Source organism: Streptomyces sp. GESEQ-35 (assembly GCF_017948485.1).
Lineage (GTDB): Bacteria > Actinomycetota > Actinomycetes > Streptomycetales > Streptomycetaceae > Streptomyces.
This window is the reverse complement of sequence record NZ_JAFFSX010000016.1, coordinates 20,112-45,634: the sequence shown is the minus strand read 5'-3', so window position 1 is coordinate 45,634 and position 25,523 is coordinate 20,112. Positions and strand designations below refer to the sequence as shown.

The window sequence follows — 25,523 nt, the reverse complement described above, 5'->3', positions numbered from 1 at the left end:
GGTTCATGCATAGCCCCTTGACGACCGATTGGTCTGTACCTACGGTCTCCGCTCAACGCCTCGTTCATAAAGGCGCCCCGTGTTCATATATGAGAACGGAGCTGCCATGCGTCGTACCCCCCTCCTCGCGATCGTCGCCGCCCTGGTCCTGGGCGGCGTCCTCGCGCAGCCGGCCGCGCAGCGCGCCGATGCCGCCCCGGCCACTTTCGTTCACCCCGGAGTCACCGTCTCCCAGGGCCAGTTGGACTTCGCCCGCGGCAAGGTCAATGCCGGCGCCCAGCCCTGGAAGGGCGCCTTCGACCAGATGATGGCGAGCAAGTACGCCGATCTGAACCGCACGCCCAAGCCGCGCGCGACCGTCGAGTGCGGCTCGTACTCCAACCCGAACTACGGCTGCACCGATGAGCGCGAGGACGCCATTGCCGCGTACACCGACGCCCTCGCCTGGTACATCACCCGCGACGAGCGGTACGCGCAGAAGGCCATCGCGCTGATGGACGCCTGGTCGGCCACCATCAAGGACCACACCAACAGCAACGCGCCCCTACAGACCGGCTGGGCGGGCTCCTCCTGGCCCAAGGCCGCCGAGATCATCAAGTACACGTACACCGGAAGCTGGCCCAACTCCGGGCGCTTCGCCACCATGCTCAGGAACGTCTATCTGCCCGAGATCATCAACGGCTCGAACTCCAACGGGAACTGGGAACTGTCGATGATGGAGGCCGCCCTCGGCATCTCCGTCTTCCTCGAGGACAAGACGTCGTACGACAAGGCCATGGCGAAGTTCCGCACGCGGACCGCCGCCTTCGTCTACCTCTCCTCCGACGGCGCGCTGCCGAAGACGGTGCCGAGCCAGAACCTCGACACCCGGGAGAAGATCGTCAACTACTGGCAGGGTCAGTCAACCTTCGTCACCGGCCTCACCCAGGAAACCTGTCGCGACCTCACCCACACCGGGTACGGCATCTCCGCGATCTCGCACGTCGCCGAGACCAGCCGGATCCAGGGGCAGGACCTGTACGGCACCGACGTGGGCGAGAGGCTGCAACAGGCGCTCGGATTCCAGGCGAAGTACGAGCTGGGTACGGCCGTGCCGAGCTGGCTGTGCGGCGGGTCGATGCATCTCGGGCTCGGCCCGATCACCGAGGTCGGCTACAACGCCATGCACAACCGCCTCGGCCACGCCATGACCAACACCCAGACCCTCACCGAGCGCAATCGACCGGCCGGCAGCAACAACCTTTTCGTCGCCTGGGAGACGCTCACCCACGGGGACAACCCGAGCTGAGCCGGTGAGCGGCCGGGCGCCGGAGGGTGACCTCGGCGCCCGGCCGCACCGCCCGCTGTCCGGCGCATCAGGGATCTGTCAAAGACGTCCCCTGCCACGTAACCTGTCCCTTTTGTTCACATCGTTGGCCGTAGAGTCGACGCTGCGTAAGCAGCAGTGATGGGAAGACAATGGGGCCATGGGACGCGGCAAGCTTCGGATCTATCTGGGTGCGGCACCGGGTGTGGGCAAGACGTACGCGATGCTGTCCGAGGCGCACCGGCGTGTGGAGCGGGGCACGGACTGTGTGGTGGCCCTCGTGGAGCATCACGGTCGGTCGCGCACCGAGGTGATGCTGCACGGCCTGGAGCAGATCCCGCGCAGGGAACTGGAGTATCGCGGCGGGGTCTTCCCGGAGATGGACGTGGACGCGGTGCTGCGCCGGGCCCCGGCCGTGGCTCTGGTCGACGAGCTGGCGCACACCAACATTCCCGGGTCGCGCAACACCAAGCGCTGGCAGGACGTGGAGGAACTGCTCGCGGCCGGGATCAACGTCATATCGACGGTGAACATCCAGCACCTGGAGTCGCTGGGTGATGTCGTCGAGTCCATCACCGGGGTGCGGCAGCGGGAGACGGTGCCGGACGAGGTGGTGCGGCGGGCGGATCAGATCGAGCTGGTGGACATGTCGCCGCAGGCGCTGCGGCGGCGGATGGCGCACGGCAACGTCTACAAGTCGGACAAGGTCGATGCGGCACTCTCGAACTACTTCCGGCCCGGGAATCTGACCGCGCTGCGGGAGCTGGCGCTGCTGTGGGTGGCGGACCGGGTCGATGAGTATCTGAAGCAGTACCGCAGTGAGCATCGGGTGTCGGCGATCTGGGGTTCGCGGGAGCGGATCGTGGTGGGGCTGACGGGTGGTCCGGAGGGGCGGACGCTGATCCGGCGGGCCGCGCGGCTGGCGGAGAAGGGTGCCGGCGGTGAGGTGCTGGCCGTGTACATCGCCCGTAGTGACGGGCTGACCTCCGCGTCGCCGAAGGAGCTGGCGGTCCAGCGGACCCTCGTCGAGGACCTGGGCGGCACCTTCCACCATGTCGTCGGTGAAGACGTTCCTGTGGCGCTGCTGGACTTCGCGCGTGGAGTGAACGCCACGCAGATCGTGCTGGGTGTGTCGCGGCGCAAGAGCTGGCAGTACGTCTTCGGGCCGGGCGTGGGCGCGACGGTTGCCCGGGAGTCCGGTCCTGATCTCGACGTTCACTTGATCACGCACGACGAGGCGGGCAAGGGGCGGGGGCTGCCGGTCACCCGAGGTGCGCGGCTCGGCCGGGCCAGGATCATCTGGGGCTGGCTGGTCGGACTGGTCGGCCCGGCGATCCTGGCGGTGCTGCTGAACGCCGTCGACATCGGCCTGGCCAACAACATGCTGCTGTTTCTGACAGTGGTCGTGGCGGCGGCGCTGCTCGGCGGGCTCTTCCCGGCGCTCGCCTCGGCGGCCTTCGGCTCACTGCTGCTGAACTACTTCTTCACCCCGCCCCTGCACCGGCTGACGATCGCGGACCCGAAGAACTTCGTCGCCATCGTGATCTTTGTGGGGGTGGCGGTGTCGGTGGCCTCGGTGGTGGATCTGGCGGCCCGGCGGACGCAGCAGGCGGCCCGGCTGCGGGCGGAGTCGGAGATCCTCTCGTTCCTGGCGGGCAATGTGCTGCGGGGTGAGACGAGCCTGGAGGAGTTGCTGGAGCGGGTGCGGGAGACGTTCGGCATGGAGTCGGCCGCGCTGCTGGAGCGACAGGGCGAGGTGGAGCCGTGGACCTGTGCGGGCAGTGTGGGGCCGCGGCCGTGTGTGAACCCCGACGACGCGGATGTGGATGTGCCGGTGGGGGATCACATGGCGCTGGCGCTGACCGGGCGGGTGCTGCCCGCGGAGGACCGCCGGGTGCTGGCCGCGTTCGCCGCGCAGGCCGCGGTGGTGCTGGACCGGCGGCGGTTGCAGGAGGAGGCCGACCGGGCCCGCGCACTGGCCGAGGGCAATCGGATCCGTACCGCGCTGCTGGCCGCCGTGAGTCACGATCTGCGGACGCCGTTGGCCGGGATCAAGGCGGCGGTGACCAGCTTGCGCTCGGATGATGTGGCGTGGTCGGAGGAGGACCAGGCGGAGCTGCTGGAGGGCATCGAGGAGGGCGCCGACCGTCTCGACGGCCTGGTGGGCAACCTGCTGGACATGTCGCGTCTCCAGACCGGCACGGTCACGCCGATCATCCGGGAGATCGACCTGGACGAGGTGGTGCCGATGGCGCTGGGCGGGGTGCCCGAGGACAGCGTCGAACTCGACATCCCGGAGACCCTGCCCATGGTGTCCGTCGATCCCGGGCTCCTGGAGCGGTCCGTGGCCAACCTGGTCGAGAACGCCGTCAAGTACAGCCCGGACGGCGAGCCCGTCCTGGTGTCCGCCAGTGCCATCGCCGACCGCGTCGAGGTGCGTGTGGTCGACCGCGGGCCCGGCGTCCCGGACGAGGCCAAGGAGCGCATCTTCGAGCCCTTCCAGCGCTTCGGCGACGCTCCCCGCGGCGCCGGTGTCGGCCTCGGCCTCGCCGTCGCCCGCGGCTTCGCCGAGGCGATGGACGGCACCCTGGACGCCGAGGACACCCCCGGCGGCGGCCTCACCATGGTCCTCACCCTCCGCGGCACGGCAACCCGCCCGCAGGACGCTGCCCAAACGCACGCGCAGGAACCTCTTCACCCCGCTCAACCCGAAAGGCAGGCCCTATGACCCGGGTGCTCGTGATCGAAGACGAGCCACAGATCGTGCGCGCCCTTGTGATCAACCTCAAGGCACGGAAGTACGAGGTCGACGCGGCCCACGACGGTGCCACCGCCCTCCAGCTCGCCGCCGCCCGCCACCCCGACGTGGTGGTGCTCGACCTGGGGCTGCCAGACCTGGACGGCGTCGAGGTGATCAAGGGGCTGCGCGGCTGGACCCGCGTGCCGATCATCGTGCTCTCCGCCCGGCACACCTCGGACGAGAAGGTCGAGGCGCTGGACGCGGGCGCCGACGACTACGTCACCAAGCCCTTCGGCATGGACGAGCTGCTGGCCCGGCTGCGGGCCGCCGTGCGTCGCGCCGAGCCCACCGGGGGCGGCGAGGACGACGTGATGGTGGAGACCGACGGGTTCACCGTCGACCTGGCCGCCAAGAAGGTCAACCGCGGCGGCAAGGACGTACGGCTGACCCCCACGGAGTGGCATCTCCTGGAGGTCCTCGTCCGCAACACCGGCCGCCTGGTCAGCCAGAAGCAGCTGCTGCAAGAGGTGTGGGGGCCGTCGTACGGGACGGAGACGAACTACCTGCGGGTCTACATGGCCCAGCTGAGAAGGAAGCTCGAGGCGGACCCGTCGCACCCCAAGCACTTCATCACCGAGCCGGGGATGGGGTACCGGTTCGAGAAGTGAGCTGCGAGGTCGGCCGGGGGTCCGGGGGTTGTCCCCCGGGGGATGCAGCATCACCGAGCCGGGGATGGGGTACCGGTTCGAGCGCCGGCACGGGGGTACGTAGGTGTCGGTGGGCCCCGGTACGCTTCAGATATGAGTGCTGTTCCTCGTTCCGAGAAGCCGGTGGGCCGGTTCCGGCGCATGCTTGACCGGCTCTCCTCGTCGCAGGAGGACCTGGAGTCGGAGGAGCTGCGTGAGGACGCCGACATCGCGGGCTGTATCCGCATCGGTGACTGCCACGACCGCCAGATCGTGACGGTTACTGGTACCTTGCGCACGGTCACCCTGCGGCCGCGTGCCGGAGTCCCGGCCCTGGAGGCCGAGCTGTTCGACGGCTCCGCCGCGCTGGATGTGGTGTGGCTCGGCCGGCGCTCCATCGTCGGGATAGAGCCCGGGCGCAAGCTGATTGCATCGGGCCGGGTCTCGATGAGCCGGGGCCGCCGTGTGCTGTTCAATCCCAAGTACGAACTGAGACCCCTCGGACGGGAGTAGCCGGTGACGTCGCTCGACAAGCCGACCACAGACACCGAAGACACCGCAGCCGCCGCGCAGGACGCACGGGCGGTGACCGAGGCAGCGCTGTTCGAGGCGTTCGGCGGCCTGCGGGGCATGATCGAGACGGTGTTGCCCGGTCTCCTCTTCGTCACCATCTACACGATCAACAAGGACTTGCACCTGTCGGCGATCGCCGCCCTCGGTGTGTCCCTGCTGCTGGTCGTGGTCCGCCTGGTGATGAAGGACACCGTCAAGCACGCCTTCAGCGGCGTCTTCGGCGTCGCCTTCGGTGTCGTCTTCGCGATGATGACCGGCAACGCCAAGGACTTCTACCTGCCCGGCATGCTCTACACGCTCGGCCTGGCGCTCGCGTACATCATCACGACGCTGGCCGGTGTCCCGCTGCTCGGCCTGATCCTCGGCCCGGTCTTCAAGGAGAACCTCTCCTGGCGCACCCGCAACCCGGGCCGCAAGAAGGCGTACGCCAAGGCCAGTTACGCCTGGGGCCTGATCCTGCTCGCCAAGTGCGCGATCCTCTTTCCGCTGTACTGGTGGGCCGACACCGCCCAGCTCGGCTGGGTCCTGGTCGCCCTGAAGATCCCGCCGTTCCTGCTGGCCGTCTGGCTGACCTGGGTGTTCCTTGCGAAGGCTCCGGCGCCCATCGACGTCTTCGCCGAAATGGAGGCGGAGGAGAAGGCCGAGGAGGAGCGAAAGGCCGCCCTCGCCCATGAGCACGGCGAGGCCACGGCGGGACGGCACCGCCGGGACGCCTAGCAAGCGGTTCTACGACGGCGGAGGGCACCCTGATTCTTCAGGGCGCCCTCCGCCGTCGTAACCCTCGAAGAGGTCAGCTCTCCGTGTCCTCGCGGCGCACCGAGAGCAGATCCTCCAGCTGTTCCTCGCGGGCCTGCGCGGCCACGAACAGCAGCTCGTCGCCTGCCTCCAGGGAGTCCTCCTGGGACGGGGTGAGGACGCGGTTGCCGCGGATGATGGTGACCAGGGAGGTGTCCTGGGGCCACTCCACGTCGCCGACCTGGGTGCCGGCCAGGGCCGACTCCTCCGGCAGGGTCAGCTCGACGAGGTTGGCGTCGCCGTGGCTGAAGCGCAGCAGACGGACCAGGTCGCCGACGCTGACCGCCTCCTCGACCAGGGCGGACATCAGGCGCGGGGTGGAGACGGCCACGTCGACGCCCCAGGACTCGTTGAAGAGCCACTCGTTCTTGGGGTTGTTGACGCGGGCGACGACGCGCGGGACGCCGTACTCCGTCTTCGCGAGCAGGGAGACGACCAGGTTCACCTTGTCGTCGCCGGTCGCGGCGATCGCGACGTTGCAGCGCTGGAGCGCGGCCTCGTCCAGGGACGTGATCTCGCAGGCGTCGGCGAGCAGCCACTCCGCCTGGGGGACGCGCTCGACCGAGATGGCGGTCGGCGCCTTGTCGATGAGCAGGACCTCGTGGCCGTTCTCCAGCAGTTCGCCCGCGATCGAGCGGCCCACCGCACCGGCACCGGCAATGGCGACCCTCATCAGTGACCGCTCTCCTCTTCGGGACCCTTGGCGAACGCCGCCTCGACCTTGTCGACCTCGTCCGTGCGCATCATCACGTGGACCAGGTCGCCCTCCTGAAGCACGGTCTGCGAGCTGGGCAGGATCGCCTCACCGAGGCGGGTCAGGAACGCCACGCGGACGCCCGTCTCCTCCTGCAACCTGCTGATCTTGTGACCGACCCAGGCGGTCGAGGCGTGCACCTCGGCGAGCTGGACGCCGCCGGTGGGATCGCGCCACAGCGGCTCGGCACCCGAGGGCAGCAGCCGGCGCAGCATCTGGTCGGCGGTCCAGCGGACGGTGGCGACGGTCGGGATGCCGAGGCGCTGGTAGACCTCGGCGCGGCGGGGGTCGTAGATACGGGCCGCGACGTTCTCGATGCCGAACATCTCGCGGGCCACGCGGGCGGCGATGATGTTCGAGTTGTCGCCGCTGGACACGGCGGCGAAGGCGCCGGCCTCCTCGATGCCGGCTTCGCGCAGGGTGTCCTGGTCGAAGCCGACGCCGGTGACCCGGCGGCCGCCGAACGAGGAGCCAAGGCGTCGGAAGGCGGTGGGGTCCTGGTCGATCACGGCGACCGTGTGCCCCTGTTGCTCCAGGGTCCGGGCGAGAGCGGAACCCACTCTGCCGCAGCCCATGATGACGATGTGCACGACCGTCCTTCCGATGTCAAGAGTCGTTGACTTGGCCTGAACAGGGTCTCAGACCGCCGCCCAAGCTACACAGGCGCGGTCGTCGGGCGGGACCCCCGTGCACGGGGCGCTGCCGGTCAGCGACGGCTGATGCTGCGGACGCTGACCAGGGTCAGGATGCCGAGGCCGACGAGTGTGGCGGCGGCGCCGATCAGCTGGGCGGTGGTGTGCATGGATCCTCCGGAGGTCGGCAACGGCCGGAAAACGGGCGGGTTTTGTCATATAGGCATAGGTGTGGGGCGACCTGCCGAAACCGCCGCCGCACCGGTTCCGGTTTTCACCCGGAGAGCAGATGTGGGACGGCAGGTGGGCGGCCTCCCGTTCGAACGCCTACGATCCTCTGTTGTGTCCAAACTGACCGACGTGCCCAAACGGATTCTGATCGGGCGCGCACTGCGCAGTGACCGGCTGGGCGAGACGCTCCTGCCGAAGCGCATCGCCCTCCCCGTCTTCGCCTCCGACCCGCTGTCCTCCGTCGCGTACGCGCCCGGAGAAGTGCTGCTGGTCCTCTCGATCGCGGGCGTGTCGGCGTACCACTTCAGCCCGTGGATCGCGCTCGCCGTCGTCGTGCTGATGTTCACGGTGGTCGCGTCCTACCGGCAGAACGTGCACGCCTACCCGAGCGGCGGCGGCGACTACGAGGTGGCCACCACCAACCTCGGCAACAAGGCGGGCCTGACCGTCGCGAGCGCGCTGCTCGTCGACTACGTCCTCACCGTCGCCGTGTCGATCGCGTCCGGCATCGAGAACCTCGGTTCCGCGATCCCCTTCGTGGTCGAGCACAAGGTGCTCTGCGCGATCGCCGTGATCGTGCTGCTGACGCTGATGAACCTGCGCGGCGTGCGGGAGTCCGGCAAGCTCTTCGCGATTCCGACGTACGTGTTCGTCGCGGGCGTCTTCATCATGATCGCGTGGGGCGCGTTCCGCGGGCTGGTGCTGGACGACACCATGCGGGCCCCGACGGCGTCGTACGAGATCAAGGCCGAACACCAGGGCCTGGCCGGCTTCGCCCTGGTCTTCCTCCTGCTGCGCGCCTTCTCCTCCGGCTGTGCCGCGCTCACCGGTGTCGAGGCGATCTCCAACGGCGTCCCGGCCTTTCGCAAGCCCAAGTCGAGGAACGCGGCGACCACGCTGGCGCTGATGGGCTTCCTCGCCGTCACCATGTTCTGCGGGATCATCGGCCTGGCCATGGCGACCAAGGTCCGCATGGCCGAGAACCCGGCCGTCGACCTGATCCACGACGGTGTCGCGCTCGGCTCCGGATACGTCCAGAACCCGGTGATCACCCAGGTCGCCGAGGCCGTCTTCGGCAAGGGCAGCTTCCTGTTCGTGATCCTCGCCGGGGCCACCGCGCTGGTGCTGTTCCTCGCGGCCAACACCGCGTACAACGGCTTCCCGGTGCTCGGCTCGATCCTCGCCCAGGACCGCTATCTGCCCCGCCAGCTGCACACCCGCGGCGACCGGCTCGCCTTCTCGAACGGCATCGTGCTCCTGGCCGGCGCGGCCATGCTGCTGGTGTGGATGTACGGCGCCGACTCCACGCGGCTGATCCAGCTCTACATCGTCGGCGTGTTCGTCTCCTTCACGCTCAGCCAGACCGGCATGGTCCGCCACTGGAACCGCCACCTGGCCACCGAGAAGGATCCCGCCAAGCGCCGCCACATGATCCGCTCCCGCGCGATCAACACCTTCGGCGCCTTCTTCACCGGTCTGGTGCTGGTCGTCGTCCTGGTCACCAAGTTCACGCACGGCGCCTGGGTGGCGCTGCTCGGCATGGTGATCTTCTACGTGACGATGACGGCCATCCGCCGCCACTACGACCATGTGTCCGAGGAACTCGCCGCCCCCGAGAGCCCGAGCGACGACAGCGTACGACCGTCCCGCATCCACTCCGTCGTCCTGATCTCCAAGATCCACCGACCGGCCCTGCGGGCTCTGGCCTACGCCAAGCTGCTGCGAGCGGACACGCTGGAGGCGCTCAGCGTCAACGTGGACCCGGCCGAGACCAAGGCGCTGCGCGCGGAGTGGGAGCGACGCGGGATCGACGTACCGCTGAAGGTGCTGGACTCGCCGTACCGGGAGATCACGCGGCCGATCATCGAGTACGTGAAGGGCCTGCGCAAGGAGTCGCCGCGCGATGTCGTGTCGGTGATCATCCCCGAGTACGTGGTCGGCCACTGGTACGAGCAACTGCTGCACAACCAGAGCGCGCTCAGGCTGAAGGGGCGGCTGCTGTTCACGCCGGGCGTCATGGTGACCTCGGTGCCGTACCAGCTGGAGTCGTCCGAGGTGGCGAAGAAGCGTGCCCGTAAGCGGTCGGAGTGGAACGCGCCGGGTTCGGTGCGGCGGGGTCCGGCGGAGCAGCGCGCGAAGGAGCCGAGCGCGAAGGACTGACCTGTGCGCGAGCACGTAGACTGATGGGCTGTTGTCCAACTTTTCCCCCCTTGACGTTGTGGAGTCACCCCGCCATGCAGGCAGAACCGAAGAAGTCGCTGGTCGGGGAGGAGTACGAGGTCGAGATCGGGCCCGTCGCGCACGGCGGGCACTGCATCGCCCGTACGGAGTCGGGTCAGGTGCTGTTCGTCCGGCACGCGCTGCCCGGTGAGCGGGTCGTGGCGCGGGTGACGGAGGGCGAGGAGGACTCCCGGTTCCTGCGCGCGGATGCGGTGGACGTGCTTTCCGCCTCCAAGGACCGCGTCGAGGCGCCCTGTCCGTACGCCGGTCCGGGCCACTGCGGCGGCTGCGACTGGCAGCATGCCAAGCCCGGCGCCCAGCGGCGGTTGAAGGGCGAGGTCATCGCCGAGCAGTTGCAGCGGCTCGCGGGGCTGACGCCCGAGGAGGCCGGCTGGGACGGCACGGTGATGCCGGCCGAGGGCGACAAGCTGCCGGCCGGTGAGGTCCCGGCGTGGCGGACGCGGGTGCAGTACGCGGTGGACGCCGAAACGGGACGGGCGGGTCTGCGCCGGCACCGCTCGCACGACGTCGAGCCGATCGACCACTGCATGATCGCGGCGCCCGGAGTGAGCGAGCTGGGCATCGAGAAGCGTGACTGGACGGGCATGGAGTCCGTCGAGGCGATCGCGGCGACCGGGTCGCAGGACCGCCAGGTGATCCTGACGCCGAGGCCGGGGGAGCGGCTGCCGCTCGTCGAGCTGGACAGGCCGGTGTCCGTGCTGCGGGTGGAGGAGAAGGACGGCGGCGTCCACCGGGTCCACGGCCGCGCCTTCGTCCGGGAGCGCGCGGACGGTCGTACGCACCGCGTCGGCAACGGCGGTTTCTGGCAGGTCCACCCGAGGTCCGCGGACACACTGGTCACTGCGGTCATGCAGGGACTGCTGCCGCGCAAGGGCGAGATGGCGCTCGACCTGTACTGCGGCGTCGGCCTGTTCGCGGGCGCGCTGGCCGACCGGCTCGGCGAGAAGGGCGCGGTGCTCGGCATCGAGTCCGGCAAACGCGCCGTCGAGGACGCCCGGCACAACCTCGCGGACTTTCCCCGGGTCCGCATCGAGCAGGGCAAGGTCGAGTCCGTCCTGCCGCGTACCGGCATCACCGAGGTCGACCTGATCGTCCTGGACCCGCCGCGGGCGGGAGCGGGACGGAAGACGGTCGAGCATCTGTCCTCCCTGGGCGCGCGGCGCATCGCTTACGTGGCGTGCGATCCGGCGGCGCTGGCCAGGGACCTGGGGTACTTCCGGGAGGGCGGGTATCGGGTGCGGATGCTGCGGGCGTTCGATCTGTTTCCTATGACGCATCATGTGGAGTGCGTGGCGATTCTTGAACCGGCCGCGAAGGGTTCCTGACCTGCGGTTTTGTGAGTGCGCACTATGTGCGGTGTGGGCGTTACGGGCGATATCTTGACGCTGAAATGACGCTGAAATGACGCTCGTGACGCTCATTTGACGCTCGTTCTGATGGAGTGTCAGGCGCCTTGTCGGGCAGGTCAGACCCTGTCAGGTGGCGAGTATCGATGGGCGCCGAGGGCAGGCGACGCTGAGCGCAGACCTACTGAGTCCTGCTGGTCAGATATCCCGGAAGAGAGAGGGGTGAGCCCCGTGACCGGCTTCGGATGGCTGCGGGGCATCGGTGGTTCGCCTTTGAACGAACGGCAGCGCGCTTCTGGAGCGGCTCGCGTCCGGTGAAGAACCTGGTGCCTGGACGCCGGGGGAGTGGCGCTCGGACGTATGCCCCCCTACGCGACCGTGGCCTGCTGCTGGACATCCAGGAGACGACCACGCCCGTAGGTCACCGCCCTGCGCGACAAGACCATCGACATCTGCCTGCTGCGTGAACCGGCCTCGGGACAGGGCGACCCGCCCGGGTCGGGTCGGCTTCACCGAGTGGAGGTGGATGTCGGCGATCTGCCATGGCGGCTGAGCCGTCTCGCTTACTGGGGCCGAGTCCGGTCAATTGGGGGCAGGCGGTCGGATGGACTGCGCGTGGCGGAAGACGTTCTTGGGATCCCAGCGTTGCTTGGTGCGCTGCAGGCGCTTGTAGTTGTTCTTGTAGTAGAGCTGGTACGACGGCTGGCCGGAGGTGTTGAGGGTGCCATCGTCGAGGTCGACGTCGGGGTAGTTGACGTAGCAGCCGTCGGTGTTGGACGACTGGGATGCGGTCAGTGCGGGGTCGGGTGCTGCGGGCACGCCGCCGGTGGACCGGTAGACGTCCTTGTAGAAGTCGCGGATCCAGCGCAGGTGCGGGGCGGCGATCCCGCTGTCCTTGTCGGCGTCCCGGTAGTCGTACACCCCGTTCGCGTCGGCGTCCTTGTCCCACGTCCAGTACGCCTGATACTGCAGCTTCATGACGGAGGAACGCTGGGGTACGGCTGTCGCGTCCGAGTCGACGTCGTTGACCATTCCTCCGTAGGAGTCCACCTGAAGCAGGGCGTCGGGGTTGTGGTAGGTGGTGTCGGTGAGGTGGCGGTGGATGGCGTCGATCTGTTCCTCGGTGAACGCCTTGGTGTGGTAGGCCGACTTGTACTTGCCGCAGCGGTTGGGGCCGGAGTCGTTCAGACTCTGGGTGGCGGTCAGCCACGGCAGACGGGTCGGGATGAACAGCTCCCTCTGCGCGGGGTGCTCACCGGTCTGCCGGTCCAGGACCGTCTCGGCGACGTGTGTTTCGGTGCCGGTGGTGAAGCCCTCGGTGATGTAGTCCAGGAACGCCTTCAGGCGCGCGGGCGAGTCGTCACGGGTGCCGTCCATCTGGATGATCAGGCCCACCTTGCCGTTGGACATGTGGGTGAGCTTGAGCAGAGTGAACAGGTCCCGGTACCCGTAGCGATGGATGAAATCCGGCCCTTTGCCGGTGTGTTCGTGCTCGAAGAACTGCCCATACCGGCGCACCAGTGACTTGAACAGGTCGGGTCGCGCCTGGAACTGCTCCCACTTCCAGGCGACGGACCTCAGCAGTACCTGCCCGGGCGGCTGGGGCAGGTCGCGGAACCAGTAGCGGGTGATGACACCGAAGTTTCCACCGCCTCCACCGGTGTGCGCCCACCGCAGGTCACGCAGTGCCGGGTCGGCGGAGTCCTTGCTGGCCACGGTGACCTTCGGTGTCCTGCCGTCGGCGACGGTGACCACCTCGACGGCGTACAGGTAGTCCACGGTCAGGCCGTAGAGCCTGGACAGCAGGCCGTATCCGCCACCGGAGATGTGGCCGCCGCTGCCGACCGAGTAGCAGGAGCCTCCCGGCAGGGCCCGGCCGGTGGTCCGGTACAGCTGGGTAGTGCTGTGCCAGTTCGTCGCGCCCGCCTCCACGCAGTACGCCTTCATCGACGGGTCGTAGTAGGCGCGGTTCATGGCGCTGACGTCGATGATGACGCCGACGTCGGGGGCGGAGACGAAGTTTTCGTAGCAGTGGCCGCCGGAGCGCACGGTGATGCGGCGCTTGGTGTTGGCCGGTTTGCTGAGGAATTTGGTGAGCGCCGCCGTCACGTCGTCCGCGGACGTTGCCACCACGACGTAGTCGGGATGGGCGATCCAGCGTTGGTTGAATCCGCGGCGCAGCGCGTCGTAACGCTCGTCACTCGGCTTGACTTCGATCGGTTGTGCTGGCATCAGTGCCTTTCGCGGGGAGGGGTAGCAGGCAAGGAGAGGGCCAGACAGCGCTGGGCGTCGGCAGGTGTGCACCGGTGACCGGTGGGTCGGTGACATGTGTGGTCTCCTGCCGGAACGGATGGGGTGTCCTGCCGTAGTCGTCCGTGTCGTTCGGAGGATCTGTCGGTTTGCACCCAGACCCGGAGGACAGCCCGTCAGCTCACCAAGAGGCCCGTGGACAGCACCGTCGAGGCCCAGCACTGACGAAACGCGTACACCCGCCAGTCTGCGTAGCCGCCGAACAGCAAAGGAAGGCGTACGGCTGTGCGTTGAATGCACGCCCTCCTAATTTGCTTGCTTCACGCGCCGCGTTTAAGCCGGTGACATGTGAAATGACGGTGCATGCGCCGGGTAGTCACGCGCCGTCGCCAACCTTGTTCCGGCTCCAACTGCATTACACCTGGGCGGCATTACGGCATGAGGCCGCCTAAATAGACCGCTGTTGGGATAATCATCCCAGCTTGTGTAAGCGTCTGGCGTCGTATCGAGTAGCTGGCGAAAGGTGGTCGATAGAACAGCGGATCAGTTTTGACTATTCGATGAGCGGAGTACCGACCGCTCAAGACCGGCGAGCGTTTCGCGGTGACGCACCCAGCCGAGCCGGCCGCTAAAACATCAATACGACTACCGACCGCTCGGCGGCGTGGCTCCTCGGATCACGGGTGTTGATCGGCACGATGAGGCCGGCCGCTCGCCGCTGCCCGACTCTGCGAGGCCGAGGCGTCCAAGTCGGTCGACGTTAGTGGTCAGTCGTCGCGATGTTCGACCGGCTCGTGGAGACGCTCCTGCTGCTGGCCGACGACTCCCTGGTGCGGGCCAGCACGCGGGAGAACGCGGACCTCCTCTGGGCCTGCCGGGGAGGGGTTGGCGTGTCCGACGACGGTCTTGGATCTGGTGAGACTCGCGCTGCGGCAGGTACGAAGGATCATGCCAAGGACCGCCGTCCGCGTAGCCGAACTCCGGGGTGAGTGACACCGTTCGGGACGTTGTTCGAGGTCAGACCATGAGTAACAGCCTTATGGGCTATTCGAGATGATGTGACCCGCGTGGTGCCGCGCGACAGAGTGGATGAGTCAGAGACTGGTGAGCCATGACCCTCTCTCCCCGCGCTGGCGGTCTCTCGGCTTCTGACTGGCTTGCGGAGCTGGAACCTGTGGTGGGCACGTTGCTTGAGCGGCATCTGGCCCGGTCTCAGGAGTGGTTCCCGCATCAGTACGTCCCGTGGGGCCAGGGCCGTGACTTTGACGGCCCCTTGGAGGGTGACCCGTGGGAAGCCGGGCAGTCATCTCTGTCGTCGACAGCTCGTTCGGCGCTGGTCCTCAATCTTCTGACCGAAGACAATTTGCCCGGCTACCACTGGGCGCTGTCCACCCGCATCAGCCGCAGTGGGGCGTGGGCGGAGTGGATCAACAGGTGGACTGCGGAGGAGGACCGGCACAGCACGGCTCTGCGCGCGTATCTTCACGCCACGCGCGCGGTCGATCCGGTGGCCTTGGAAAGGGCCCGGCTGGCGCACGTGGCGACCGGGTATGAGCCCGGGCGTGACGGGCTGCTGCAGAACCTGGTGTACGTCACCGTCCAGGAACTGGCTACCCGCGTGTCCCACCGCAACGCTGGTCGTCACAGCGGTGAGGAGAACTGCGAAAGGCTGCTGACACGCATTGCCCAGGACGAGAACCTCCACATGGTCTTCTACCGGGATCTGCTGGCCGCGGCGCTGGCCATTGATGCCGATGCCGTGGTGCAGGCGTTGTGCGACTGCGTCGCGACGTTTCAGATGCCGGGGCACCGCATGCCGGGATTCCGGCGGATGGCATGGGACGTCGCCCTCGCCGGCGTCTATGACCTGCGGGTGCATCACGATGATGTTCTCGCCCCGCTGTTGCGCTCTCTGTCTCTGTGGACGTTGCAGGGCCTGGGGCCGGCTGGGGAGCAGGCTCGCGAAGGGCTCGCCCGGGAACTTGAGCGCACGAACGCCCGGGCTCGAGCGTTCGAGGGCGTCAGAGAGCAGCTGTCGGCTAAGGAGCATGCAATCCACCTCCAGCCGCCCCGGTGATTGATCGAGGCAGCTTCGGCTCCACTGCCTGACAGCGGCAGGCTCCCGGCTGTCTGCGCGCCCGAGTTCGTGCTCCATGGACAGGAAGCGACGGTGTTTTGACGATCCCCATGAGTGCGGCCATGAACAAGTCAGGGCATCCCGCGGGAGGCGGTGACGGCCTCATCGCCGCACTGGCCGGCTTCTGCATGCGTCGCGCCCGCTCGCTGCTGATGACATATGCGCTGGTGGCGGTGGTAGCCGGTGCGCTAGGAGTGGGGGCTTTCAGTGAGCTGTCCTCCGGCGGCTACACCGCCACCGGGACGGAAGCAGCCCGCGCGGAGAAGATCCTCGCTGACCGGTTCGGGGCGAGCACATCCGACTTGACGGTGTATGCGCGGGCCGCGGACGGCGTTGACAACCCCGCCGCCGTAGCCGCCGGGCGCCGCCTGGAGGCGTGGGCGCACATGCAGCCCGGCGTACGGCATACCGCCTCATACTGGGACGGGGATCGGCCGGAGCTGCGATCCGCGGACGGGCGGGCGGCCCTGATCCGTTTCGATCTCGCCGGTGACGATTTCACTGCCATGCGCACGGCCGAGCGGCTGAGCCCTGGACTGAGACAGCACTCCGGCACGCTCGCCGTCGAACTCACGGGTCCCACGGTGGTAAACGCGGAGGCGACCCGACAGAGTCAGCACGACCTGTTGCGAGCGGAGCTCATCGTGCTGCCACTCACCGTGCTGATTCTCCTGCTCGCCTTCGGATCTCTCGCCGCGGCCCTGGTGCCGACAGCGATCGCTGTTTGCGTGGTCACCGTGGCGTTCGCAGTGCTGCGTCTGGTGAACGTCTTCCTGCCGATGTCGGTGTTTTCCCTGAACATCGCCGCAGCCCTCGGATTCGGGCTGGCTGTGGATTATGCGCTCTTCGTCGTGACCCGGTTCCGCGAGGAGTTGGCCGACGGCTGTGCTGTGCCGGACGCCGTGGTGCGCAGTATGCGCACGGCGGGCCGGGCGGCTGTCTACAGCGCCGCCACGGTCCTTGCAGGGCTGGCCGTGGTCCTGGTGCTGCCCTTGCCGTTCCTGCGGTCTTTGGCCATCGCCGGGATCGTCGTGGTGGCGCTGGGCGCGGCTGTCAGCATGACCGCGCTGCCGGCGCTGTTGCTGCTCATTGGTAGCAGGACGGATAGCGCGAGCCAGGCACTCCCGTGGCGTCCAGTGCGGAGGGGAGTCTCTTCGCAAAGCCGGGAGAGCCACGTGTGGAAGGCGATTGCCCAGGTGACTGTCGCGCGCCCGGTCGTCTTGCTCGGGCTGAGCGTTCTGGTGCTGTTGGCGATGGCCGTACCGTTCGCGCAAGCGCGCTTTGGAGTGGTCGATGCCCGTGTTCTGCCGTCTGACGCTTCGGCACGCACCGCCGCGGAGAGCATCAGCCGGGCCTTCCCCGTGGACAGCGAACGCGCCCTGACGGTTGTCCTGCCCGAGGCGGACGTCACTGCCCCAGCGTCCCTGGACTCCTACGCACGTCGGCTCTCCCGGATTCCCGGCGTTGTGGTCGTTTCCGCGGTCACGGGCTCCTACCAGGCCGGTCATCGCACGGAAGCCAGTGGCACAAGCCAGAGCCGGGCGGGGGCAACCGGGCCTGGGACATGGGTGACAGTCGTCGGGCAGGCGCCCGCGCAAAGCGACGCTGCCCGGCAGATGCTGCAGCGGGTACGAGCCGTTCCGGCGCCCGGTCCGCGCTTGGTGTCCGGCCGCACTGCACAGGCCGCCGACACCATCGCCGTCATGGGCAACCGTCTGCCGTGGGTGGCCGCCCTGGCTGCTCTGGCGACTGTCGCTGTCCTACTGGCCTGCACCCGTTCCTTCTTGGTCCCGCTGAAGGCGGTGGTCGTCGGAGTGCTGAGCCTGACGGCCAGCCTCGGCGCCCTCGTCTGGGTGTTCCAGCAGGGACATATCCGGTTCCTCGTAGGTAACTTCGCCGTCACCGGATACCTGGAAGTCACCATGCCGGTTCTGGTGCTGGCCCTGGCTTTCAGTGCCTCCGTGGACTACGAGCTGTTCTTGATGACCCGCATCAAGGAGGAATACCTGGCCACAGGCGACAACAAGCAGGCGATCGTGACGGGCATCGCACGCACCGGGCGCCTGTTCAGCGCGGCCGCTCTCATCGTCGCCGTCGCCATGGGCGCCCTGGCGACCTCGGGGATCAGCATGCTGAAAATGCTCGGCATCGGCTTGGCCATCGCCGTCCTGGTGGACGCCACCATCGTCCGCGGCATCCTCGTCCCTGCGGTGATGCAGCTCGCCGGCCGGGCCAACTGGTGGATGCCACGCGTACGACGCCATCCGGTGAAAGACCCTGCCCCCGACGGCGCCCGCGCCCACGAAGCGATGACCGTCAGCTCATCGTCCCAACGGGCGACTTCACCGTGACCCGCCGCCCGCAGTCAGGCTGCCTCGCCCTGGCCCATGCCACGCTTCCCTCCTCCCCCCACAGATCCGGTGAAGGAAACGTCGATGACCGACTCGTACCGAATGATCAGCGATCGTCTCCGGGACTACTTCGGCATCGACGAAGCGTTGATCAGCGAGGACCGCACTTTCAAGGACCTCGAGGTGGACTCGATCACCCTCGTGGAACTCCTCGTCATCCTGGAGGAGGACACCGGACTTCAGCTGTCCCAAGACGCCACCGCCTTGAGCACCGATCTCACTCTCCAGCAGGCTTCGCACTTCCTCGATCAGGCTCGCAAGTCCCCCACCGCGGCTGCGGGCACCAAGTAATGGCACAGCACGATGTAGCGGTGACCGGCATGGGCCTGGTCACCCCCGCGGGGATCGGAACCGCCGCCACGTGGGCCGGCCTGTGTGCCGGGGTGTCGGCCGCCACCGTCGATCCCGTCATGGCCGACGCCGAAGCCCCCGTCGCGTTCTCCTGCCGCGTCCCGGATTTCGACCCCGACCACCTGCTGGGCAGGCGCACCGCCTGGCGGCTTGACCGCTTCACCCAGATGGCGCTGGTGGCCGCCCGCGAGGCCGTGCACGACGCCGCCCTGTGCCCTGACACCTGGGACGGCACCCGCGTCGCCGTCGTGCTGGGAGTGGGGGCCAGCAGCAACGACACGGGCATGGTCACCTTCCGTAAACTTCACGAACGCGCCTATCACGCCCTGTCACCGACGGCGATCGCCCGTTCGTCCCCGAACATGGCAGCCGGAGAAGTCAGTTTGCATCTCGGGGCCCTGGGACCAAGTTTCATCGTGGGCACGGCATGCGCCTCCGGCACCACCGCCATCGGAGTCGCCCGGGACCTGGTCCGCTCCGGAGCCTGCGACATCGCTCTGGCCGGCGGCAGCGAATCCCCCTGCACCAGCCCCTTCGCGGCAGCCGCATTCCACCGCATGGGCGCCCTGTCCACCAGGCACCACGACCCGGCCGGCGCCTGCCGGCCCTTCGATGCGGACCGGGACGGGTTCGTCCTCGGCGAGGGCGCAGCCGTCCTCGTCCTGGAAAGCGCCCTCCACGCGCGGGCTCGCTCCGCCCGCGCCAAGGCGTTTCTGACCGGGTATGCCGCCAACGCCGAAGGCCACCACCCCACCGTCCCCCACCCCGAGGGTGAGGGCCTGGCACGCTGCCTGAGCGCGGCCCTCTGCGACGCCGAACTCACTCCCGAGGACATCAGCCACGTCAACACCCACGGCACAGCAACCCGTCTGAACGACCAGGCCGAAGCCGGCGCCCTGCACCGGGTGTTCCGCCGACCACCACCCGTCACCGCCGTGAAGAGCATCACCGGGCACTCGCTCGGGGCTGCCGGAGCCATCGAAGCAGCCGTCAGCGTGCTGAGCCTCGAACACCAGACCATCCCGCCCACCGCCAACCACGAACGCTGTGACCCCGATATCGACCTGGACGTCGTCGCCAAGACACCACGCCGTGCCCACGTGCAGGCCGTCGCCAGCACCTCCGCAGGATTCGGCAGCCAGAACGCCACCCTCATCTTCACCCAGCCCTGACGGCCACCGGCAACCCGGACAACGCCCCCAGGCATTACCACAATGATGCACAACCCGATGATGAGTAGGACGGTGCCTGCCCTGCCCGCGTCACCACACCCCGTATGCAACAGCGCCGCCGACGCAAACCACAGCTCGGTGACGACTGTCCAGCTGACCGGGAGAACCCGCGCCCGGCTGCGCGTGTACTGCCTGCCGCCGTCCGGCTGCGGCCCCGAGTACTACGCGCCGTGGACCCGCTGCGCTCCGGCTGAGTTGGACATCTGCTCCTTCTCGCTCCCCGGACGCGGGCAGCGCAGTGGCGAACCGTCACAGACCGATCCACGCCGGCTCGCCGCCGACATTGCGGAAGCCATCGACCGCTGCCATGACCCACGGCCATTCGCCGTGTTCGGGCACAGCGTGGGAGCACTCATGGCGTACCTGGCCACATGCTCCCTACGGCACAGCAAGAACCGCACCCCTCACCTGCTGGCCTTGTCAGCGCTGCCCGCCCCGCACCTGGGCCTGTACACCGCAGCCCTGCCAGCCCGCCTTGCCGCGGGGCTGGCCGGCCTGACCGACCTCATCGGCCCGCTCCCCGAAAACCTGATCCACACGCCCATGGCTGCCGCCCTGTGCACTCCGATCCTCGCCGACCTGCTGCTCCTCATGCACTACCGCCACTCACGTGAGGAAACCCCGCTCGACCTTCCCCTGGCCCTCTACGGCGGCACCCACGACCCGATCACCGACACCAGCAGCCTGACGGCTTGGAACGAACTGGTCACCACACCCGCCACTCCACGCCTGTTCCCAGGAGCCCACACCTATCCGGCCGATCACACTGACGCACTCGTCCACCAGCTCACCCACGACCTGGCCGATGCCTGCACCACTGATCGTGCATGTGGGTAACCGAGCGTCAGCCGCACACAGCGCAAACAGGCGCACACCTGCTCGGCGGCCTGCTCCTTTATGCAGCTTGCCGGGCTGGCATTGCGCACAGTGATGTCCAGCCCGGTGACAGGTGGTGCCCCGGAGATGGTGGTCGCACGCCCGCAGGGCAGTGGGCGACGTAGAGTCGAAGACCGCGAGTGCCTGCAGCGATCATCTTCGTAGCCACCTCCGGCGGCTCCTGGCGGCAGTTGCCGCCGGTGTTCGGGCTGGCCTGGCCCGCCGTCTACCGGCAGTGGTCCAAGGACCCCGTCCGGGCTAGCCTGCACAGTGTCACCTTCGATGAGCTCGGGCCCGCCAGCGAGCTGGACTGGTCGCGGTGCGCAATCGACTCCGTCAGCGTCCGGGGCCTCAAAGGGGGCTGCTAAGGGGCCGAATCCGACCGATTGACCGGGGGACGACGTCCGCGTGGGCTGGCCCGGATCAGGACCGGCTCTCGCGGGATCCGACTGGCACCGTCGGGTCCGCGGTAAAACCGGGCAGATGTTCGACTCGCCTTGCGTAATCCACTGCTGTGCCCGCCCGCGCCCGTTTCGGATATGACGCCGGAGGCGGTCGACAAGACGTTAGAAAGCGTCACGTCAAAGCCTTTGGACGCGCTCGTGGTCTGGAGCCACTGCTGTGGTTTACGACGGTGCGAGTGCGCATGGTCTGGGATTGCCGCCCGTGCACCTGTGCGCTGGTGAGGCCCACGAGCGATAGGGAAGACGCAGGGCAGCAGGTATGCGGCGTATTCATTGGACGTAGACCGCACCATCCTCGTACAGGACATCCTCTCTGTCCCCGGGAACTTGCCGACGGGGAGACGGAAAACCTCCTTGCCGTCCTCGCCGCCGAGCACCGGTGCACCCCTGCTGATGCCCTCCCCGATGCCTTGTGCCTGTTCGAGCAGGTCATGGACGCCTACGACAACACCCAGAGCCAACTCCTGCGGACGTCCCTCGGCCGCCAACCGCACATACGCGCCTACCTGACGGCCCTGAACGACTTCAATGCGGGCCTGATCGAGTGGACCACGCACTCCGCCCGCTACACCCGTTCCCCGATCGCCCACTGGACCGTCCCCGACCAGATCATCCACCCAGCCGACGAAGCGCCCGACACGCGAACCCATCAGGTCCCGACGCCGCCGTCACAGCGGAAGTATGGAGGGCAGCTATGACCGACTCTACGGCTGAGACGCGGGCGGCCCGGGCCGTATGCCGGGCCGCTGGCTGCCGCGGCGATCTCAATCATCCGCGACTGCGCTTCAAGGAACTTGAATTGGATGCCGCTCACGAGGTTGAGGCCGCCGCTCAAGGCGTCGTTCCCCACGCCGGATCCTGGATGAACTCCCCGCCGCGTGGCGGACAATGTGCCTGCTCGGCTTCTACACCGGACTGCGCTGGGGAGAACTCTCCGGCCTGCATCGCCACCGCATCGACGCACGTCGCTCGCGCCTGTTCGTGGTGGAGGTCAACACCAAGAGCGGTATCAAGGAGTACCCGAAGAGCTCCAAGAGCCGCCGGGAGGTCCCCTTCCCGCCCCACGTCCTGGAGGCACTCGAACGCCATATCCACCGGCTCGACCGGGACGCCGTGGTCTTCACCACCATCACCAAGGGCCGTGCCGGACGCCTCCTAGCCGACAGCAACTGGCGTCGGCAGACCTGGTGGCCCACCGTTGAAGGTGCCCACTACTTCGACTCCGACGGCGAGCAGCAGCTCGTCCCGCACTACCCGCCGCACTCCATGCGCCACACCTGTGCCTCGTGGCTGGTCCAGAAGGGAGTCTCCCTCTACGAGGTCCAGCACCTCCTAGGCCACGAGAGCTTCCAGACCACCCAGCGCTACGCCCACCTGCAACCGGACGCCCACAAGGCCGTCCTCGGAGCCTGGGAACGTCTCGACGTTCCGCTGACCGTAGCCGCATGAACGTTCCTCCGCCCTGTCCTCAACGGACGGGGCGGAGTCGTTTGCGGGTCACAGGTGCTGGTCGGCTGGATCTGTCTCAGGAAGGATCCAGTGATCCTGGGCGTCGAACGGCCAAGGGTATGTGTGCGGGTTGCCCTTCAGTAGTTCGTGCAGCGCCTCACGATTGGCTGGGGGATCCGGCGGAGTTCGCAGTGTCGAGCAAAGCGGGTCGGTCCGCGCCGCGTAGCCTTCGGCCCACTCCAGCCATTCGACCTCGTCCGCCGGAATCGGTGCGTCGCCGACTCGTGCCCGGGCAGCGTGGCAGAAGGAGCGGATCTCCAGAGCCTGCTGCCACGCCCTCACTTGCTCGGTCAGGACCTTCGCCCGGTGCCGCTCGACCTGTTGTTCGCGTGCCTGCGCAATGGCTGCGTACCAGCGGTGCCGCTGCTCGGCTTCGCGGAGCTCCTTCTCCCGCTCCCGCTGTTGGCGCTCGGCTTCTGCCGCCAGGTGCTCGAGCTTCTGCAGCAGGCGCCCCAGCCGGGACTCCAGGGTCCATCGGGCGCCATCGCTGTACGAGAACGCATGCTCATACCGGCTTCTGACCGGTGCGCCGATCGCCAGACGCCTGTCGAACTTCTCGTCGTCCGTGGGTGGCCGCGTCCAGGGACCGCGCTGCTGTCGGCGGATCTCCTGGGCAGTCGGCTCGTGCGGGACCTTGGTCGTCCGTTCCGTGAGGGCGAGGGGGAAGGCCCGGCCGTGGATGACGATGGCGACCGTGTGCACCGCATCCCCGTGGTCGAGATCGGTCCGGCTCTCCACGGCATGGCCACGGTTCTCGGCTTCGGTCAGGAGAGAGTGCATGATCCGCAGAGCTCGGTCGACCAGCGGACGTGACAGGTACAGGGGGATGACCTCGGGCTTGCCCCGGGTGTCGACCACGGTCCGGGACCTGCCGAGCGCCTTGCGCGTCGCGCGGACCAGACGGTGAGGGCGGCCCACGCTCTCGGGCACGTCGACGGCTGGCACCGGTGGAGACTGGGCCGCCTTCTCGGCTTCCTCGTCGACCAGCGCGAAGACGCAGTCGCCTCGCTGCCGTCCGGACCAGCGCAGCTGGTGCCCCTCCGGCACGTGACCGTGGTGCAGCGCGTCGTAGTAGGCAGCCCGCCACCGCCCCCTCGTCTGAGGAGCGGGATCGGGGACCGTGATCTTCTCCGAGGCGGAGCGCAGCAGGGAGATCAGCTCGACTCCGTCGGCGGGGCACGGGCAGCTTCGTCGGCGTCTTCTTCCAGCCGTTCCTTTGCTGCCTGTACTCCGCGAGGGTGCTTGCCGTACTTGAGGTAGTAGCGGCCGTCCGCCGTGACGACCGTGACGGGTGGCCCGCTGCTGCGCCACGTTCTCTTGATCAATCCGCGCTTCTCAAGCGCCGCAGCCGTATGGATGGCCTTTGGCGGGAGAACCACGGCCTCAGAAGCAGCCGCGATCTCTCGCAGCATCGCGGCTTGCTTCTCCGACAATGCGCACTTCACGGGCCAGGACTCCGCTCGGCTCAGTGCAGGGAGGAGCGTCACGATAGGCGGCAGAGGCTGGGTGTTGCCGCGTTTCGTAGCCCGTCTGGGTGGCTAGAGCCGTGTGAGGGTTCGGGCGTGATCAGTCGATGTCCGGATCATCGGCCTCTTCCAGGAGCCGGGTCGCGAGGTCATCGGCCCACGCCACAGCCCAAGCGCGAAGCGCGGTGATGGTGGCGTCATCGATTCCATAGGCGGCGAAGGCTTCGTCGTCGGTCCACTCGGCGCCCGTGAGGTTAGCCTGCAGGTCCTCGCGCTCGAAGCGGCCACGGGCGTGGCGGCGGCCGAACTCCTCGAGTTCGGCATTGGTCCAGCGGCGGGAGGCTGCGAACACGTCGATCAGGTCGCGGGGCGCTCCGCGGTCGGCGAGGGCGCGGACCTTGGTCCCGATCACGTCCTCCTCCGCGAGGACGGGTCCGTACGGGCTCTGGGCGACCGGCCGCCAGAAGATCTCCTTGAGGATGTCGACTTCGCACTCCTGCCCGGTGGCCTGGTCGGTCACGGTGAAGCGGGCGGACAGCGGTGCGGTCTCCAGCGCGTGCACCTTCCAGCCGCGGGCTTCCAGGCCGGCGCGGAGCGTGGCGGCGATGTCGGCCATGGGCGCCGGGTTCTCGGTGGCGACATCGAGGTCCTGGCTGGGGCGGTTCACGAGGCGGTGCGCCCGCACGGCATATCCGCCGGTGAGGACCAGGGGATACGGCGAGCCGAGCGCGATCACATCCGCCAGGAGCCGCGTATGCAGCTCCGGCATGTCCGTCACGCGGCTGCCCGCGTGCGGGAGGCGAGTTGGGGAAAGGCGTCTTCCCATACGGCGCGCACGGTGCGACCGACGAGTGTGCGCAGCACCGGCCACAGCTGGAGGAGCAGGTCCTGGTTGAGGTAGCGGGGCAGGTCGTTGCGCAGGCCCTCGTGCAGGACGGTGCGGTACAGGCCCATGCGCTGGCGGGGCTTGCTCATGTCGTACGAGGTCATCCCCGACCAGGCCATGTGCAGTGGCAGCTCCACGATCCCCTGGGTCGGGCCGTGCAACTCGTCCAGCGACTCCGGCAAACGCCGCCGGAACTTCTCCCGGTACAGCGCGAGGTCCTCGGCGACCGCGCCCGAGAGGTCGCTCGGCGTGGGTGCGGGGTGCTGTGGGCTGGAAGGCATGACTCCATTATGGCGGCCGGAGAAGCGGTCAGGGCCATGATGTGCGAGCCTGCGTCCGGACTGAGTGGGAGCGGCTCGTGGAAGGGAGCTGGTCGTGGCAGCCTGTTCCCCCGAAGAGGAGGGACGGGCAGTCGGCCGTGACGCTCGTTTGACGCTCTGGGCGCCCGCACGCGGGGCAGCGAGCCGAGAAACAGGTCCTGACCTTGCCTTTCCCGTGACTCGTTCAGGCTGACATCTTTCCGATGACGCATCATGTGCAGAGGGTTGCCATCCTTGAACCGGTCGCCAAGCCGTCCTGACCTGCGGTCTTGACGCCCAATGACTTTCCGCTGGTCAGGCATGGCGTCGTGGGTTCC

At 68.1% G+C, this 25,523-nt stretch carries 21 protein-coding genes and 1 pseudogene; 15 read left to right on the top strand and 7 right to left on the bottom strand.

Going from position 1 to position 25,523, the window contains the following annotated elements; all coding sequences use genetic code 11:
• Positions 1-106: 106 nt before the first annotated feature.
• From KCH87_RS28070 to KCH87_RS28050, 5 genes are all read left to right on the top strand, one after another.
• Positions 107-1,288, top strand: a complete 1,182-nt coding sequence (locus KCH87_RS28070) for an alginate lyase family protein (protein WP_210589072.1) — start codon at positions 107-109, stop codon at positions 1,286-1,288.
• Between the two features lie 178 nt (positions 1,289-1,466).
• A complete protein-coding gene (locus KCH87_RS28065; protein ID WP_210589071.1) occupies positions 1,467-4,034 on the top strand; it encodes a sensor histidine kinase KdpD in 2,568 nt (855 codons plus the stop codon).
• Positions 4,031-4,714 carry a response regulator gene (locus KCH87_RS28060; protein ID WP_210589070.1) on the top strand — a complete coding sequence of 228 codons (684 nt, stop codon included), beginning with the start codon at positions 4,031-4,033 and terminating at the stop codon, positions 4,712-4,714. Before KCH87_RS28065 ends, KCH87_RS28060 begins: the two co-directional genes overlap by 4 nt.
• Before the next feature lie 132 nt (positions 4,715-4,846).
• Positions 4,847-5,245: an OB-fold nucleic acid binding domain-containing protein gene (locus KCH87_RS28055; RefSeq protein WP_210589069.1), complete on the top strand. Its 399-nt coding sequence runs from the start codon at positions 4,847-4,849 to the stop codon at positions 5,243-5,245.
• 3 nt (positions 5,246-5,248) lie between these two features.
• Entirely contained in the window at positions 5,249-6,022 is a 774-nt protein-coding gene (locus KCH87_RS28050) for a DUF3159 domain-containing protein (RefSeq protein ID WP_210589068.1), read from the top strand.
• A 73-nt stretch (positions 6,023-6,095) separates the two neighbouring features.
• Here KCH87_RS28050 and KCH87_RS28045 read toward each other — a convergent pair whose 3' ends face one another.
• Both KCH87_RS28045 and KCH87_RS28040 read right to left on the bottom strand, forming a co-directional pair.
• Positions 6,096-6,773, bottom strand: coding sequence for a TrkA family potassium uptake protein (locus KCH87_RS28045; RefSeq protein WP_210589067.1), 678 nt, complete (start codon positions 6,771-6,773; stop codon positions 6,096-6,098).
• Entirely contained in the window at positions 6,773-7,444 is a 672-nt protein-coding gene (locus tag KCH87_RS28040) for a TrkA family potassium uptake protein (protein ID WP_210589066.1), read from the bottom strand. The genes KCH87_RS28045 and KCH87_RS28040 overlap by 1 nt, the downstream gene beginning before the upstream one ends.
• A gap of 384 nt (positions 7,445-7,828) precedes the next feature.
• Between KCH87_RS28040 and KCH87_RS28035 the strand changes: the two genes are divergently transcribed.
• Both KCH87_RS28035 and KCH87_RS28030 read left to right on the top strand, forming a co-directional pair.
• Positions 7,829-9,877 carry an APC family permease gene (locus KCH87_RS28035; RefSeq protein ID WP_210589065.1) on the top strand — a complete coding sequence of 683 codons (2,049 nt, stop codon included), beginning with the start codon at positions 7,829-7,831 and terminating at the stop codon, positions 9,875-9,877.
• Positions 9,878-9,951: 74 nt separating this feature from the next.
• The gene (locus KCH87_RS28030; protein WP_210589064.1) at positions 9,952-11,283 is read left to right on the top strand and encodes a class I SAM-dependent RNA methyltransferase; all 1,332 of its coding nucleotides are present in this window, start codon (positions 9,952-9,954) and stop codon (positions 11,281-11,283) included.
• Between the two features lie 603 nt (positions 11,284-11,886).
• Here the strand turns inward: KCH87_RS28030 and KCH87_RS28025 are convergent.
• The gene (locus KCH87_RS28025) at positions 11,887-13,536 is read right to left on the bottom strand and encodes an FAD-binding oxidoreductase (protein ID WP_210589063.1); all 1,650 of its coding nucleotides are present in this window, start codon (positions 13,534-13,536) and stop codon (positions 11,887-11,889) included.
• 1,129 nt (positions 13,537-14,665) lie between these two features.
• Here KCH87_RS28025 and KCH87_RS28020 point away from each other — a divergent pair.
• From KCH87_RS28020 to KCH87_RS27985, 8 genes and pseudogenes are all read left to right on the top strand, one after another.
• A complete protein-coding gene (locus tag KCH87_RS28020; RefSeq protein WP_210589062.1) occupies positions 14,666-15,631 on the top strand; it encodes an acyl-ACP desaturase in 966 nt (321 codons plus the stop codon).
• Positions 15,632-15,753: 122 nt separating this feature from the next.
• Positions 15,754-18,042 carry an MMPL family transporter gene (locus tag KCH87_RS28015; protein WP_210589061.1) on the top strand — a complete coding sequence of 763 codons (2,289 nt, stop codon included), beginning with the start codon at positions 15,754-15,756 and terminating at the stop codon, positions 18,040-18,042.
• Between the two features lie 84 nt (positions 18,043-18,126).
• A complete protein-coding gene (locus tag KCH87_RS28010; RefSeq protein ID WP_210589060.1) occupies positions 18,127-18,393 on the top strand; it encodes an acyl carrier protein in 267 nt (88 codons plus the stop codon).
• Positions 18,393-19,625, top strand: a complete 1,233-nt coding sequence (locus KCH87_RS28005) for a beta-ketoacyl synthase (RefSeq protein ID WP_210589059.1) — start codon at positions 18,393-18,395, stop codon at positions 19,623-19,625. Before KCH87_RS28010 ends, KCH87_RS28005 begins: the two co-directional genes overlap by 1 nt.
• 138 nt (positions 19,626-19,763) lie before the next feature.
• Positions 19,764-20,522 carry a thioesterase II family protein gene (locus KCH87_RS28000; RefSeq protein WP_210589058.1) on the top strand — a complete coding sequence of 253 codons (759 nt, stop codon included), beginning with the start codon at positions 19,764-19,766 and terminating at the stop codon, positions 20,520-20,522.
• A 138-nt stretch (positions 20,523-20,660) separates the two neighbouring features.
• Positions 20,661-20,948 (top strand): annotated as a pseudogene (locus KCH87_RS27995) (transposase); the annotation flags it as partial.
• Between the two features lie 487 nt (positions 20,949-21,435).
• Positions 21,436-21,723, top strand: a complete 288-nt coding sequence (locus KCH87_RS27990; RefSeq protein ID WP_210589056.1) for a hypothetical protein — start codon at positions 21,436-21,438, stop codon at positions 21,721-21,723.
• Positions 21,724-21,880: 157 nt separating this feature from the next.
• Entirely contained in the window at positions 21,881-22,474 is a 594-nt protein-coding gene (locus KCH87_RS27985) for a tyrosine-type recombinase/integrase (protein ID WP_374199049.1), read from the top strand.
• Positions 22,475-22,522: 48 nt separating this feature from the next.
• Here KCH87_RS27985 and KCH87_RS27980 read toward each other — a convergent pair whose 3' ends face one another.
• From KCH87_RS27980 to KCH87_RS27970, 4 genes are all read right to left on the bottom strand, one after another.
• On the bottom strand, positions 22,523-23,581 hold the full coding sequence (locus KCH87_RS27980; RefSeq protein ID WP_247196944.1) for a hypothetical protein: 1,059 nt from the start codon (positions 23,579-23,581) through the stop codon (positions 22,523-22,525).
• Positions 23,582-23,688: 107 nt separating this feature from the next.
• Positions 23,689-23,859: a hypothetical protein gene (locus tag KCH87_RS49330; protein ID WP_247196943.1), complete on the bottom strand. Its 171-nt coding sequence runs from the start codon at positions 23,857-23,859 to the stop codon at positions 23,689-23,691.
• Positions 23,860-24,100: 241 nt separating this feature from the next.
• Positions 24,101-24,769 (bottom strand): nucleotidyl transferase AbiEii/AbiGii toxin family protein, encoded by a 669-nt coding sequence (locus KCH87_RS27975; protein WP_210589055.1) that lies wholly within the window; start codon positions 24,767-24,769, stop codon positions 24,101-24,103.
• 5 nt (positions 24,770-24,774) lie between these two features.
• Positions 24,775-25,167 (bottom strand): hypothetical protein, encoded by a 393-nt coding sequence (locus KCH87_RS27970; protein WP_210589054.1) that lies wholly within the window; start codon positions 25,165-25,167, stop codon positions 24,775-24,777.
• Positions 25,168-25,523 lie beyond the last annotated feature (356 nt).

Coding starts and splice junctions, on each gene's coding strand:
- KCH87_RS28005 (WP_210589059.1), top strand. CDS start 18,393: ATGGCACAGCACGATGTAGCGGTGACCGGCATGGGCCTGGTCACCCCC.
- KCH87_RS28025 (WP_210589063.1), bottom strand. CDS start 13,536: ATGCCAGCACAACCGATCGAAGTCAAGCCGAGTGACGAGCGTTACGAC.
- KCH87_RS28030 (WP_210589064.1), top strand. CDS start 9,952: ATGCAGGCAGAACCGAAGAAGTCGCTGGTCGGGGAGGAGTACGAGGTC.
- KCH87_RS28055 (WP_210589069.1), top strand. CDS start 4,847: ATGAGTGCTGTTCCTCGTTCCGAGAAGCCGGTGGGCCGGTTCCGGCGC.
- KCH87_RS27970 (WP_210589054.1), bottom strand. CDS start 25,167: ATGCCTTCCAGCCCACAGCACCCCGCACCCACGCCGAGCGACCTCTCG.
- KCH87_RS27975 (WP_210589055.1), bottom strand. CDS start 24,769: ATGCCGGAGCTGCATACGCGGCTCCTGGCGGATGTGATCGCGCTCGGC.
- KCH87_RS28045 (WP_210589067.1), bottom strand. CDS start 6,773: ATGAGGGTCGCCATTGCCGGTGCCGGTGCGGTGGGCCGCTCGATCGCG.
- KCH87_RS28070 (WP_210589072.1), top strand. CDS start 107: ATGCGTCGTACCCCCCTCCTCGCGATCGTCGCCGCCCTGGTCCTGGGC.
- KCH87_RS28015 (WP_210589061.1), top strand. CDS start 15,754: ATGAACAAGTCAGGGCATCCCGCGGGAGGCGGTGACGGCCTCATCGCC.
- KCH87_RS28010 (WP_210589060.1), top strand. CDS start 18,127: ATGACCGACTCGTACCGAATGATCAGCGATCGTCTCCGGGACTACTTC.
- KCH87_RS28020 (WP_210589062.1), top strand. CDS start 14,666: ATGACCCTCTCTCCCCGCGCTGGCGGTCTCTCGGCTTCTGACTGGCTT.
- KCH87_RS28060 (WP_210589070.1), top strand. CDS start 4,031: ATGACCCGGGTGCTCGTGATCGAAGACGAGCCACAGATCGTGCGCGCC.
- KCH87_RS28065 (WP_210589071.1), top strand. CDS start 1,467: ATGGGACGCGGCAAGCTTCGGATCTATCTGGGTGCGGCACCGGGTGTG.